This is a genomic window from Paraburkholderia sp. GW821-FHT02A12, from assembly GCF_059422005.1.
This window is the reverse complement of record NZ_JBWKWA010000001.1, coordinates 2,403,333-2,417,292: the sequence shown is the minus strand read 5'-3', so window position 1 is coordinate 2,417,292 and position 13,960 is coordinate 2,403,333. Positions and strand designations below refer to the sequence as shown.

At 65.2% G+C, this 13,960-nt stretch carries 11 protein-coding genes; all 11 read left to right on the top strand.

From position 1 onward, the window contains the following. Positions 1 to 87 precede the first annotated feature (87 nt). The 11 genes from AC07WT_RS10870 (at position 88) to AC07WT_RS10820 (ending at position 13,836) form a co-directional block, all read left to right on the top strand. Complete coding sequence (locus AC07WT_RS10870; RefSeq protein WP_494947105.1) at positions 88 to 2,235, top strand: serine/threonine protein kinase; 2,148 nt, start codon at positions 88 to 90, stop codon at positions 2,233 to 2,235. Between the two features lie 55 nt (positions 2,236 to 2,290). After that, positions 2,291 to 3,349 (top strand): type VI secretion system protein TssA, encoded by a 1,059-nt coding sequence (gene tssA / locus AC07WT_RS10865; protein ID WP_494947104.1) that lies wholly within the window; start codon positions 2,291 to 2,293, stop codon positions 3,347 to 3,349. A gap of 90 nt (positions 3,350 to 3,439) precedes the next feature. Further along, positions 3,440 to 4,003 (top strand): type VI secretion system contractile sheath small subunit, encoded by a 564-nt coding sequence (gene tssB, locus AC07WT_RS10860; RefSeq protein WP_494947103.1) that lies wholly within the window; start codon positions 3,440 to 3,442, stop codon positions 4,001 to 4,003. Beyond that, complete coding sequence (tssC, locus tag AC07WT_RS10855) at positions 3,996 to 5,498, top strand: type VI secretion system contractile sheath large subunit (RefSeq protein WP_494947102.1); 1,503 nt, start codon at positions 3,996 to 3,998, stop codon at positions 5,496 to 5,498. The genes tssB and tssC overlap by 8 nt, the downstream gene beginning before the upstream one ends. A gap of 31 nt (positions 5,499 to 5,529) precedes the next feature. Next, on the top strand, positions 5,530 to 6,021 hold the full coding sequence (locus AC07WT_RS10850; protein ID WP_492592409.1) for an Hcp family type VI secretion system effector: 492 nt from the start codon (positions 5,530 to 5,532) through the stop codon (positions 6,019 to 6,021). 16 nt (positions 6,022 to 6,037) lie between these two features. Next, positions 6,038 to 6,589 carry a type VI secretion system baseplate subunit TssE gene (tssE, locus tag AC07WT_RS10845; protein WP_492592408.1) on the top strand — a complete coding sequence of 184 codons (552 nt, stop codon included), beginning with the start codon at positions 6,038 to 6,040 and terminating at the stop codon, positions 6,587 to 6,589. A gap of 3 nt (positions 6,590 to 6,592) precedes the next feature. Beyond that, the gene (gene tssF / locus AC07WT_RS10840; protein ID WP_494947101.1) at positions 6,593 to 8,458 is read left to right on the top strand and encodes a type VI secretion system baseplate subunit TssF; all 1,866 of its coding nucleotides are present in this window, start codon (positions 6,593 to 6,595) and stop codon (positions 8,456 to 8,458) included. Beyond that, complete coding sequence (gene tssG, locus AC07WT_RS10835) at positions 8,455 to 9,525, top strand: type VI secretion system baseplate subunit TssG (RefSeq protein ID WP_494947100.1); 1,071 nt, start codon at positions 8,455 to 8,457, stop codon at positions 9,523 to 9,525. Before tssF ends, tssG begins: the two co-directional genes overlap by 4 nt. A gap of 47 nt (positions 9,526 to 9,572) precedes the next feature. Beyond that, positions 9,573 to 11,843, top strand: a complete 2,271-nt coding sequence (locus AC07WT_RS10830; protein ID WP_494947099.1) for a type VI secretion system Vgr family protein — start codon at positions 9,573 to 9,575, stop codon at positions 11,841 to 11,843. A gap of 74 nt (positions 11,844 to 11,917) precedes the next feature. Beyond that, positions 11,918 to 12,541, top strand: coding sequence for a hypothetical protein (locus AC07WT_RS10825; RefSeq protein WP_494947098.1), 624 nt, complete (start codon positions 11,918 to 11,920; stop codon positions 12,539 to 12,541). A 17-nt stretch (positions 12,542 to 12,558) separates the two neighbouring features. After that, a complete protein-coding gene (locus AC07WT_RS10820) occupies positions 12,559 to 13,836 on the top strand; it encodes a hypothetical protein (protein WP_494947097.1) in 1,278 nt (425 codons plus the stop codon). Positions 13,837 to 13,960 lie beyond the last annotated feature (124 nt).

Genomic DNA, 13,960 nt, shown 5'->3' with positions numbered 1-13,960 from the left:
GGCGACGCGTGGCGGCATTCCTGCGCGTTTGCCCCAGGCAGTATTGACGAGAGGTCGTGGATGATGGACCCGTTGTTTAAAGAGCGCATGACGGCTGCTTCCGATGAGGAGCCGGCCGGCGGATCGCGGCCGCTGCCGATCGGGCACCGGCTTGGCGAATTCGAACTGGACTCGGTGCTGGGGATCGGCGGTTTCGGCATCGTCTATCGGGCGTTCGATCGCACGTTGCAGCGTACGGTCGCCGTCAAGGAATACATGCCCTCGCTGCTCGCGCGGCGTGGCGGCGATTTCACCGTATGCCTGCGCGCGGACCGCTTTGCCCAGGCGTTCGACTCGGGACGCGCCGCATTCCTGAACGAGGCGAGGCTGCTCGCGCAATTCGATCATCCTGATCTGGTGAAGGTGCTGCAGTTCTGGCAAAGCCATGGCACTGCTTACATGGTGATGCCGTTTTACGAAGGGCAGACGTTGAAGCAACGCGCGGCGACGCGCGCGCCGATGAGTGAAGCAGAGCTGATGAGCCTGCTTGCCGCATTGCTCGGCGCGCTTGGCACACTGCATCGCGCGCAATGCTTTCACCGCGACATTTCGCTCGACAATGTGCTGATCAGGTCCGACGGCAAACCCGTGCTGCTCGACTTCGGGGCGGCGCGCAAATCGATCGGCGACGCCGTCGACGAAACCTCGGTGATGCTCAAGCCCGGCTATGCGCCGATCGAGCAGTACACGGACGACCCCGCATTCGTGCAAGGGCCGTGGACCGATATCTATTCGCTCGGCGCGCTGGTCCACGCGATGATCGTCGGCGAGCCGCCAAGCGCCGCCGTCGTGCGCAGCATTCAGGATACCTGGCAGCCGCTGGCATCGCGTGAATTTCCCGGCCGTGAACGATACAGCCGAACGTTTCTGGAGGCGATCGACCATGCATTGCAGTTGCGCATCGCCGACCGTCCGGACTCCGTGGCGGCGTTCGCACAGTTGCTGGGACTGCGCGAAGCGGGTGCGGGGATGTATATCGTGGGCGATCGCTCGCAAGGACCGAGTGCGGCCGCGGCGATGCCGGAAGGCACGCAGCGGGACACGGCTGCCGGCGCCGCGACAGCGGCGGCGCAAGCGGATGAAGCGCGCCCGGGCGTCGATGATTTGCCGGGCGTCCCGCGGCCGTCTTTCGCAGGCGAATCGTCACGCCCGTCACCCCCGTCACCCCCGTCAGACGCGCCTCATAAGGACGACAAAGACCAAAGCGGAGCGGTGATTCACGGTGCGACGGGGCTGCTCAACGACGCGTCGGGCAGCAATGCGGAAGCGAGCCTCATCGCCGGAACACCGGAGGTCCCGCAGAGCCGGCCGGCTGCAGAGGGTCAGCAGGATGATCATCGACGCGGCGTCCACGGCACCCCCGACGGCAGCGAGCCGCTTGCCGGTGCGCCTGGGCGCAGTGCCGGAACGCAGCGGCGCTCGATCCCGGGCGTCGCGCAGCTTGCTAGCGCGTTGCATACGCTGGTCGCCGCATTGCGGGGATGGGCGTCCGCGCGCGGCGCGCAGCGCGCAGGCGCCCGCCGTCCCTACGCGATTGCGGGTGCGCTGGTCCTGATCGTTGCAGCATGCGTCGGCACCTTCAAATTGCTGCAGTTCGCCATACAGGCCCCGGAACAGCGCTTTGCCGCGACGGCGCCGCCCGAGGTTCACGCGCCTGTTGTGGTCGTTCCGCGCGAGCCGGCGCCGCCCCTGGCACAGGCCGCTCCGGTCGAGCCGCCGCGGGCGGTGCAAGCGTCCGGCGCGGGTGGGTCCACGCCTCGCGAGCCGGTTAAACCGGCGAATGCGGCTGCCGCTCCCGCCACGGCTGCGTCGGCGCCGGACTCGATCACGGCCGACGCACAGGCGGCATCCGCTGCGATCACGGCCGACGCGCAGACCGCATCCGCTTCGATCGCAGCCGACGCGCAGACCGCATCCGCTGCCGACGCGTCCGGGCAGAGCGCCGCGCGGGGTGTTGCCGCCGGCGACGATCGCAAGATGGCAAAGCTCGTGGCAGTTCGGCTCCAGGTCTATCCGTGGGGCGAAGTCTACGTCGGAGGTGTCAAGCGCGGCGTCAGTCCGCCGCTGAAGACGCTCACGCTTGCGCCCGGTACGTACGACATCGAAATTCGCAACGGCGAGTTGCCGCCGATGCGGCGCACGGTCCGGCTCGATGCCGGCGGCGGACCGGTCAGCATCAGCTACACGTTCGAATGACCGGCGATATCACCTTTCGCGTGGGCGCATGCGCCTTGCGCAGGAAATCATCGACATGATTGAGCGCTTTCTTGCCCCCGTCGATACGAACTCGCGATGCGGGCCCGATCTCGAGTACGACGCCGACTTTCTGCGGCTGCACCAGTGCGCGGCGGGCCGGCCCGAGCAGCAGTACGGCGCGACGGTCATCGCGGCCGAGGCACCGGACTGGACCGAAGTCGAACGCCTCGCGCAGTCGCTGCTCGCGCGCACGAGGGATCTGCGCATCGTGCCGCCGCTGGTGCGTGCGTGGATCGACGCTCGCGGTCTCGAAGGTTACGCGGATGGGCTGACGCTTGTCCGGACATGGCTCGACGATTACTGGGACGATCTGCATCCGGCGCTGTCCGTCGACGGCGAGGCCGACCCGGCGCCGCGCATGAACGCGCTCGCCGAACTCATCGGTGCGCATGCTTGCGCTGGGTCCGCGCGCGAGCAGTCGCTCGCCGGCGCGCTCAGTGTGCGCGAGGTTGCCGACGTGCTCGACGGCCGCGCGCTCGATGCGGCTCATTATCCAGGCGGTTCCGAGCGCCTGAAGCGCGAACTGGAACGATCGCGGGACGAAGGCGGGCGCGAGTGGCTTGCCGCGCATGCCGTGCTCGACGGTCTCGATGCGATTCGCGCCAGCGTGACGGTTCGGCTCGGCCCTCAATGGATGCCCGAGCCGAGCCGTTGCGAACTGGCGCTGCGGCGCATCTGCCACGAGGTGGGCGAACCGCCGGGAGCCGACGCGCATGACGCTGGTGTTGCGCAACGTGACGCATCCGCGCACGGCGACGCCGATGCCGGCCAGGTTCATCACGCCGATCGCAGCAACGGCGGCAATGGCGCATCCGCCGTGCCGCCGCCGCACATGTGGCGTGACGTCGAGTTCACGAACCTGGCCGACGTCGCGCTCGTGCTCGACAAGATGTGCCGCTATTTCGAGGACCACGAGCGGAGCCATCCGGCGCCGCTGCTGCTGCGCCGCGTGCAGCGTCTACTGACGCTCGATTTCTACGAGATCGTCAGAGACATTGCGCCGGAAAGTCTGCAACAGGTCGAGCTGTTGAGCGGGCGGCGCACGGATGCGTAGAGCAGGGCGTGCGATGCCGGCGAATGGTCGCATGCCCCTTACCGTTGAACCAGGATCAGCGCACATAGGGTGCGCGGGGAGCATGAGCGAATGTCACGTCAGAAACTTTCATCCAGCGGACAGAAACAGATTGCGCGCAATCGCGCGCCTCGGGTCCAGATCGAATACGACGTCGAACTCTACGGTGCGCAGCAGAAGGTGCAGCTGCCGTTCGTGATGGGCGTGCTGGCCGATCTGGCCGGACATCGGGCCACGCCGCTGCCCGATCTCGCTGAGCGCAAGTTCATGGAGATCGACGTCGACAGTTTCGACGAGCGCATGAAGGCGCTCGCCCCGGCGCTGTCGCTCGAGGTGGATAACACGTTGACCGGCGACGGCAAGCTGAAGGTCGACATCGCGTTTCAAAGCATGGACGACTTCGCGCCGGCGGCGCTCGCGCGTCACGTCGAACCTCTGCGGCGACTGCTCGAGGCACGCACCGAGCTCGCGAACCTGCTGTCGTATATCGACGGCAAGCGCGGCGCGGAGCAGCTGATCGCGCGGGCGCTCGCGAATCCCGCCTTGCTTGCGGCCCTTGCTGGAACGGGTGCGAGCGGCGCGACGCCGCAGGCCGGCGAGGCCCCGCGTCTTGAAGGAGGAGAAGATCATGAATAGGAGCGCACCGACGACACTGACGCAGGTGGTTGAAGCGACGCTGACGGACGAACGGTTTTCCGCGCTGCTCGACGCGGAAGTCAAACCGAAGACCGAGCAGGCGCGCAACGCGGTGCAACGCGCGGTGCGCACGCTCGCCCATCAGGCCCTCGAGAACACGGCCATGCTGTCGTCCGATGCCTATGACGCGATTGCGCAGTTGATCGGCGAAATCGACGGGAAGCTGGGTGAGCAGATCAATCAGATCCTGCACCACCCGGAATTTCAGCAGATCGAGGGCGCCTGGCGTGGCCTGCATTATCTGGTGAATCACACCGAAACCGACGAGCTGCTGAAAATCCGCGTGCTGCCGGCGAGCAAACGGGAAGTCGCGCGCATGCTCAAGCGCCACAAGGGCGTCGCGTGGGACCAGAGTCCGCTGTTCAAGAAGGTCTATGAAGACGAGTACGGACAGTTGGGCGGCGAGCCGTTCGGCTGCCTGATCGGCGACTACCATTTCGACCATTCCCCACCGGATGTCGAGATGCTCGGCGAGCTCGCGAAAATCTCCGCGGCGGCGCATGCGCCTTTCATCGGCGGGGTGTCTCCCGCGTTGATGCAGATGGAGTCGTGGCAGCAGCTATCGGATCCGCGCGACCTGACGAAGATCTTCCAGAACACCGAATACGCCGCGTGGCGCAGCTTGCGCGAGTCGGAGGATGCGCGCTATCTCGGTCTCGCGATGCCGCGCTTTCTTGCACGCCTGCCGTATGGCGCGCGCACCGATCCCGTCGACGAATTCGACTTCGAGGAGGAAACCGACGGCGCGCGGCATGACCGCTATACGTGGGCCAATGCCGCCTACGCGATGGCCGCGAATATCAACCGTTCGTTCAAGCTGTACGGCTGGTGTTCGTCGATTCGCGGCGTCGAGTCGGGCGGCATCGTCGAAAACCTGCCATGCCACACGTTTCCGACCGACGACGGCGGCATCGACATGAAATGTCCGACCGAGATCGCGATCAGCGACCGGCGTGAAGCGGAACTCGCGAAAAATGGACTGATGCCGCTCGTGCATCGCAAGAACTCCGATATTGCCGCATTCATCGGCGCGCAGTCGCTGCTGAACAGCGCCGAATATCATGATCCCGATGCGTCGGCCAACGCGCGCCTGTCCGGCCGGCTGCCGTATCTGTTCGCGTGCTGCCGCTTCGCGCATTACCTGAAGTGCATTGTGCGCGACAAGATCGGCTCTTTTCATGAGCGCAGCGACATGGAGCGATGGATGAACGATTGGATCATGAACTACGTCGACGGCGACCCCGTGAATTCATCGCAGCAGACCAAGGCGAGCAAGCCGCTCGCGGCCGCCCAGGTCGTCGTCGAGGACGTCGAGGACAACCCTGGCTACTACGCGGCGAAGTTCTTCCTGCGTCCGCACTATCAGCTCGAAGGGTTGACGGTGTCGTTACGGCTCGTTGCAAAGCTGCCGTCGGTCAAGACGGTGGATCGCTGATACGTGGCGCTTATTTCAATTGGAGGGTGTGATGGCGGTGGCAATGTTCATGAAGGTCGGTGGCACGACAGGCGAGTCGGCCGACGAGCAACATCAGGGATGGACCGATATCCAGTCGTTCTCGTGGGGCGCGAGCCAGCCCGCGGCGATGGCAGTGGGCGGTGGTGGCGGCACCGGCAAGGCCAGCTTCAATGATCTGTCCGTGATCGCCTACATGGACAAGGCGGCGCCGGCGATCATCAAGTGCTGCGCGAGCGGCAAGCATCTCGACAAGGTCGAGATTTCCTCGTGCAAGACCGGCGGCACGCAGATCGAGTTCTCACGGGTGACGCTCGAAGAGGTGCTCGTCACCTCCGCGCAGGTTGCCGGCACCGACCCGGCCGACGCGGCGGACCGGTTGCTGATGAGCTATGCGTTTCAGGCCGCGCGCGTCAAGAAGCAGTACTGGGAACAGAACGCGAACGGCGGCAAGGGGGCCGAGGTGACGATGGGGTGGGACATCAAGAAGAACAAGGAAATGTAGCTGGGAGGCAGCGACGATGCTCGAAACCGATGGTCAACCGATGAACCGTCCGCCCGGCTCACGGCGGCACAGCGCGCGTGACCGGCTGCAGCCCGCGCTGCTCGACCGGCTCACCGATGCGGCGCCCCGCGAACGCAAGGAAGCTTTGCCGGCGCACTGGATCGATGAGCGCAAGCTGCGCGCCGCGGTGCTGCGCGACCTGTCCTGGCTGTTCAATACAGCGAACATGCAGGACGGGATCGATCCGGCGGCACATCCGGAAGTGGTGCGTTCGGTTGTCAATTACGGCGTTCCTCCGCTTGCCGGCATGCAGATGTCCAGCATCGACCACGCAGCGCTCGAGCGCTGGATTCGCGATGCGCTCGTGCACTTCGAGCCGCGATTCTGCGCCGACAGCGTCGACGTGCGTTGCGTGACGGATCCGCGCGGGGCGAACCATCAGAACAGGCTGACGCTGGAGATTCACGCAAGGCTGTGGTCGGTGCCGTACCCGCTCGAGATTCTGCTGCTGTCCGATCTCGATCTCGAATCGGGCGTCGTGTCGGTCAGGGAGTGCACGGGGGTGTAGCGCATGGACGAGCGATTTCTTGACTACTACAACCGGGAACTGACCTATCTGCGGCAGCTCGGCGCCGAATTCGCACAGCAGTTTCCGAAGATCGCCGGTCGCCTCGGGATGCATGGTATCGACGTCGCCGACCCCTATGTCGAACGGCTGCTCGAAGGATTCTGCTTTCTGACTGCGCGCGTGCAGATGAAGATGGATGCGGAGTTTCCGCGCTTTTCGCAGCGCCTGCTCGATGTCGTCTATCCGAACGCGCTCGCGCCGATGCCGGCGATGGCGATCGTGCAGATGACACCGGATCAGAACGAAGGCAGTCTCGTGCGAGGCTTTGCGGTGCCGGCCGGCACCGCGCTGCAGGCGAAGGTCGCGAGCGGCGAAGTGACGCCGTGCGAATTCCGCACGGCGCATGATCTCGTGCTGTGGCCGCTCGCGATTACCGCGGTGCAGATGACCGGCGTTCCGATTGATCTGCCGGCTGGTGCGCTAAGACGGCGCGCGCGCGCCGCGCTGCGCATCCGGATCGAGGTGACGGCCGGCGCGCTGGCGAACCAGTTGCCGCTGGATCAGTTGACGTTCTACCTGTCGGGCCCGGAGTCTCAGGCTGCGCGGCTTGTCGAGCTGCTGACCGCTCACGTGGCCGGCGCCATCGTGCATGCGCCGGGCGATGCCGCACGCAACGCCGTGGCCCTCGACGCAGATGCGATCGCGCACGAGGGATTCCATCCGTCGCAAGCGATGCTGCCGAACGACGGCCGGATGTTCGAAGGTTACCGGCTCCTTCAGGAATACTTCGCGTTCCCCGCACGCTATCTGTTTTTCAGCGTAAGCGGCCTGCGGCGCGCACTCGCACAATGCGGCGGCAGTGCATTCGAGTTGACGCTGCTGCTCGACCGGGATGACGCGGCGCTCGCATCCGAGGTCGATACGCGGCATCTGGCGTTGAACTGCACACCGGCGGTCAATCTGTTTGCGAAGCGCACCGACCGCATTCCGGTTACGCCGCGCACCCACGAATATCATCTGGTCGTCGACCGCGTGCGGCCGCTCGATCACGAGGTGTACGCGGTGACGCGCGTCACGGGGCATCGCATCGGCGACGCAGGCGATTGCGACTTCCGTCCGTTCTACGCATCGTACGGCGGCGACAGTGGCGAGTCAGGTGCGTACTACTCGATCCGGCGCGAGGGGCGTGTTGCATCCGCACAGATGCGAGCCAACGGCGCGCGCACCAGCTACCCCGGAACGGAAGTGTTCGTTTCGCTCGTCGACCGGCAGCAGGCACCGTTCGACGAACGCGTGCGGCACCTTTCCGCCGACACCCTGTGTACGAACCGGGATCTGCCGCTCCTGCTGCCGCTCGGCTCGGCGAGCGATTTCACGCCGAAGATCTCCGCGCCGCTCGCGCGCATCAAGGTGTTGCGCGGACCCTCGCGCCCGCGGCCGCCGCTCGCGCAGGACGCGGCGGCGTGGCGGCTCATCAGCCACCTCGGGCTGAACTATCAGCCTTTGACCGATATCGACGATGACGCCGGTGCGCGCGCGCTGCGCGAACTGCTGGGACTGTATGCGCAACAGGGAGACACGGCGACGCGCAAGCAGACCGGGGCACTGCAGCGGCTCGCTTGCGAACCGGTTTATCGCCGGCTGCCGGAGTGCGGCCCCATTGTGTTTGGCCGTGGCGTGCGCGTGACGCTGACCGTCGACGAGCAGGCATTCGCCGGTGATAGCCCCTACCTGCTCGGCGCGGTGCTCGAACAGTTTTTTGCCCGGCATGCGTCGATCAACGCGTTCACCGAGTTCGCGTTGCATTCGGTTCAGCGTGGCGAACTCGCGCAATGGCCCGCACGTGTTGGGCGGAGGCCGGCAATATGACGCACCGCGATCCGCTGGCGAGCGCCGCGGCGCGATACGACGCGTATTGGGCGCGCTTGCGCGCCGCGCCCGAGGAGCACGATCTGTTCAATGCACTGCGCTGGCTCGACGCATTGTCCCAGCACGCGGCGCCGCTCGGACGGGCCACGCACCCGCGCGACGAGCCGTTGCGGCTTGGCCAGGAGCCGTCGCTTGCGTTCGCTGCGTCGATGATCGCTGCGGTGCGCGAGGCAGGCGCCGTGCCGCGCGTGACGATTCACGGCTTCGGACTGTTCGGGCCGAACGGGCCCCTGCCACATCATCTGACCGAATACGCCCACGAACGGGCGAATGCGTTCGACGATCGCACGATGTCCGGTTTCGCCGACTGGTTCCATCACCGGCTGATCCTGCTGTTCTATCGCGCGTGGGCCGATGCGCAGCCGGTGGCTGGGCATGACCGGCCGGGGCGATCGCGCTTCGACCAGTATGTCGCGAGTCTGATCGGACGCGCGGTCGACCCCGTCGAGACCCGCGGCCCCGCGCACGCGCAGTATTTCCAGGCAGGCCACTGGGTGCGGCAGACGCGCAATCCGGAAGGCCTCGTCCAGATTCTGCGGCGCGAGTTTGGTGTGCCGGTGCGCATCGTCGAACACGTCGTGCACTGGGCGCTGATCGGCGCACCGCTGCGTACGACGCTGCACGCGACGGCGCCCACGCAACGCCTCGGCGATGGCGCCGTGCTCGGCCGCGCGGTACGCGACGCCCAGTCGCGCTTTCGCATCGTGCTCGGGCCTATGCCGCTCGGTACGTATCGCATGTTCCTGCCCGGCGGTAGAAATGCGGCGCGCGCGGCGCACTGGGTTCGCGAATACATTGGCGCCGAGTTCGCATGGGAGCTGCAACTGGAGCTTGCGCCCGATCACGTACCCGCGCTGACGCTGGGCCGTGAGGAAGGGCTCGGCCGTAGCACATGGCTCGGCACGCGGTGCGGCAGCACGCCGGCGAGCGATGTCGTCATCGATCACGCCACGATCCGGCCGGCGCAGCGCGATACGAAGGATTGCGCTGCCGACGCGCAGCCTTGATTGAACCAGCTGAACCAGCTGAACCAGCTGAACCAGGAGACGCATCCGTGTCACGCATCTTTACGTTGGACAGTCCGCTGGGAGACCAATTGAAGTTCCGCAGCTTGTGCGGCGACGAGGAGCTCGGCCGGATGTTCGAGTTTCGCATCGACGCGCTCGCCGACAGTCATAGTCTGTCGCTGCAAGCGCTACTGGGCCAGTCGGTCACCGTGCATATCGAGGAGCAGGGCGGCGCGACGCGCTACCTGAACGGCGTGATCGCGCGGGCGTCGCTTGCCGGACGCGATGCCGCGCGCCACTACCGTTACGAACTCGTCGTGCGGCCGTGGTTGTGGCTCGCGACGCGCCGCGCGGATTGCCGGATCTACCAGATGCGCAGTGTGCCGGAGATCGTTCAGGAGACGCTCGCGCCGTATGGCTTCCAGATCGAGAACAGGCTGACCGACAGCTATGCGCCGCGCGAGTATTGCGTCCAGTACAACGAGACCGACGCGGATTTCGTCTCGCGGCTGATCGAGCATGAGGGCATCTACTATTACTTCGAGCATGCATCCGGCAAGCACACGCTGGTGCTGTGCGACGCGATGTCGTCGCACCATCCGTTGCCGGGATACGCAAGCATCCCGTACCTCGGTCACGACCGGGCAACGATCGCCGATGAAGAACATATTGATACCTGGGTGCCTGCGAAAGAAATCAACGCGGGGCGGCACGAGGCCGACGACTACGATTTCACGAAACCGCGAGCCGATTTGTCGGTGCGCCGGGCCGATCCTCGCGGGCACAGCCATGACAGCCTGCCGGTCTACGAATGGCCGGGCGGATATCGCGACGACGCGCACGGCGAGCGATACAACCGCGTGAGGCTCGAGGAACTGCAGTCCGAACATGAGCGCGCGGCCGGACACACGAATGTCCGCGGCGTCGCGCCGGGGTATCTGTTCACGCTGAAGAACTGTCCGCGCGACGATCAGAACCGCGAGTATCTGGTGGTTCGATGCAGCTACCGCTTCCAGGAAAACGTGTACGCGAGCGGTAGTGACGACGAGGTGATGCACGACACGCAGCTCGTCGCGCAGCCGACCAGCCTGCCGTACCGTTCGCAGCGCGTGACGCCCCGACCCCGCACCAGCGGCCCGCAGACCGCGGTCGTGGTCGGCCCGCCGGGACAAGAGATCTGGACCGACCAGTATGGGCGCGTGAAGCTGCAGTTCCAGTGGGACCGGTACGGGCAGCGCGACCAGAACTCATCGTGCTGGATCCGGGTGTCGAACCCATGGGCGGGCAGCGGGTTCGGGGGCGTCCAGATTCCGCGCGTGGGAGACGAGGTCATCGTGGATTTCCTGAACGGCGATCCCGACTATCCGATCGTGACCGGGCGCGTGTATAACGGCGAGCGGACGCCGCCGTGGGGGCTGCCGGCGAGCGCGACGCAAAGCGGGATCCTGTCGCGTTCGACACCGGGTGGCACCACCGAACACGCGAATGCGATGCGCTTCGAGGACCGCAAGGGCGCGGAGCAGCTGTGGATGCATGCGGAACGCAACTTCGATGCGGAGACCGAGCTGGATCACACGCTGTCGGTCGGGCACGACCACACGCATACGGTCGGTAACGACGAGACGATGCAGGTGAAGAACAACCGGCAAAGGAGCGTCGGATTGAACGAGACGGTGAACATCGGGCAGCATCGGGTTGCGCAGATCAGGGGGAATGAGACGCATGGCGTGGGAGGGAATCGCAGCGTGTCCATTGAAGGCGACAGTACGCATACCGTTGCGAAAGGCAATCACAGCCTGGCGGTGGCGAGCGGCAAGCACGACGTTTTCGTCCAGGGAGACAGCACGCATGTCGTCGGCGCGGGCTCGTATGCCGCGCTAGTCAAGGCGGGAAACTATGCGGTCGAAGTTGCGAAGGTCGCGTCGATGGTCGCATGCGATTGTGTCGTGATGGGCGTCGAAAAGAGCGTTGTATCGATCAACAAGGAAAAAGTCGGCGTATCCATTGACGGGACGGGTAGCGATCTCGGTGTCGGTATCGTAGGTCGCGTCGGCGGCGTGAGTATCGCCGGAGATGGCAAGGGCGTGGACATCTCCGGCCTTAATCAAGGAGTCAAGATCTACGGCGAGGACGATCTCAAGCTTGCAGGCAAGGCGACGGCGAGTCTGCAGGCGCCGAAGATCTATATCGATAACGGCACGGACAGTTGTGAAGTCAATGTCACGGCGACGAAGATCGTCCTCTCGACGAAGGGCGGCTCCGTCACGCTCGACGGTTCGGGCGTGACGATCCAGGGGACGATTGCCCATATCAATTGATTGCGACGTAGTGGCCGGGTGTCGACGGCCGCTTGCCGGATCCCTGGTTGCATTTGACGCATAGGAGACGTTCGATGGAGAACGAAGCGGAGCAGATGACGATCGACGAGGCGCTTGAAGCGGACACCGTCAAGGCATTGCGCCGGCTGTTCGAGAACGATGCGGTGCCGGATCCTTCCCCGGCGGTCGAACGTAACGAGTCGTCGCCGCTGATCGGCGAGGTGACGGATACGCACCATCCCGATGCGATGGGGCGGGTTCGCGTGAAATGGTCGGTGCAGGACGGCAACACGTGCGAGCGTTGGCTCGAATGTCTGGATGGCGTGAAACCGGGCATCGGCGATCGCGTGTTGTTGCAGTCGCCGGCGAACTGGCCCGGGTATCTGGTCTCCGGTTCGCTGAAGCGGGCAGGCTGCGGCGAGCCGGTCGAGCCGGTCGTCGAGCCGGCCGTCGCACTGGCGCTCGAACCGGACAAATGCGTGCAGGTGTCGGATGCGTCGGGTTGTCCGCTGTTGCAGGTGCGTGCGTCGCCGGACGGACCGGTCGTGACGTTGCTGAACCGGAACGTGAATATCGAAGTCGCCGGCAAGCTGCGGCTGAGCGCGCAGACGCTCGAACTCGAAGGCGGCCGTGGCGGTGTCGACATCCGGACGGAAGCGGACACCGTCGTGCGAAGCCGGTATGTCCGGTTGAACTGACAAGGAAGCGCGCCGTCATGCATCGCGAGTTCGCCGCCATCGAATCGTCGATCGAAGCATTCGTCGAGCAGCCCGACGATCCGACGCTGCTGCTCGAGATGACCGACAACGACGTCGTGCCCGTGCTGAAGATGCTGCAATCGCTCGATCAGCGAGTCGGCGATGCGATTTTCCTGACCTTTCCGTTCCCATGCGACGCGGTCGACGCGTACCTGCAGCAGTGCATGGAGGTGCTCGCCCGTCAGATCGACGAAGAGAACCGGGCGCGTGTCGAACGCGGCGAAACGCGCTGGCCGTCATTGCCACTGACGTGCATCGACCCGAGGCGGGCGCTCGCGGATCGGCTGCGTGACGCCGTCATGCACGTTCGCGGGTTGGTGCCGGAAGGTGCGAAAGTCGTTTGGGCATGGTTACCGTCGTCGATCGCCGATGCCGGCGGCTTCGCGAAGATGGTGCTGCACTTGCTGGCGCTGAACGGTTACGAAGACTGGATGGAAGGGCATCGCTTCTGCATCCGCGACGATCGAAATCATCCTTGCCTGATTCCGCTTGCTCGAGAGAGAAAGGCGGAGCATGTATTGATACTTCCCGTGGACTTCTCGTCCGAGAAAGCGACCCGCAACCTGGTCGACGTCGCAAACGATGCGGCGCAGCCGATCGCGCAGCGCATGGGGGCGTTGATGCAGATCGCGGCGATCGACCTCGCGCACGGCAGGCTGCCGGACGCGCAGCGCAAATATCACGCGCTCTTTGCGTTTCATGCCGAGCGACAGGATGCGACGGGCTGCGCAGTGGCGTTGCACGGCCTGGGTGACGTGGCGTTGCGTCAGGGATCGCAGCGCGACGCGAAGGAGTGGTATGTGCGGTCACTGCCGGCGGCGCTCGACGGCCGCAATCTGCTCGTCGTGCTCAATTCGCTGATGGCGGTCGGCAATTGCTGCAATGCGCTCGGCGAGCATGCGAAGGCTGCAGTCTATTTCGATCTGGCGAGTGGCGCTGCCGGCAGGTTGATGCTCGTGCATACGAAGATCGAGGCGATGGAGAAGGCCGGCGTCGCGCTGCTCGCGTGCGACAAGGCGGCCGAGGCCGCGAAGAGCTGGATCGATGCTAAGGGGTTGTGCGAGCAGTTTGGCTGCGAACGGCAACGCTGCAACATGCTCGATCGGCTCGTGTCGTTGTATGCGAAAGCCGGCCTGAAAACCGAGGCAAAAGCGTACGAGCTGGAAAAGGATCCGCTTTTCGCGGCTCGACAGCGGGGAGCTGCGGCGGCCGCTTTACACGATAGCCGGATATGAACGGGCACAGCGATGAGTGATTCGGAAAACCGGTTGATACGCGCATCCGATTCGTCTGCGAGCGGCAAGACGCAATCGGAATCGAAGGTGAACACCGCGTGCGACGCGCTCCTCGACACGGCGC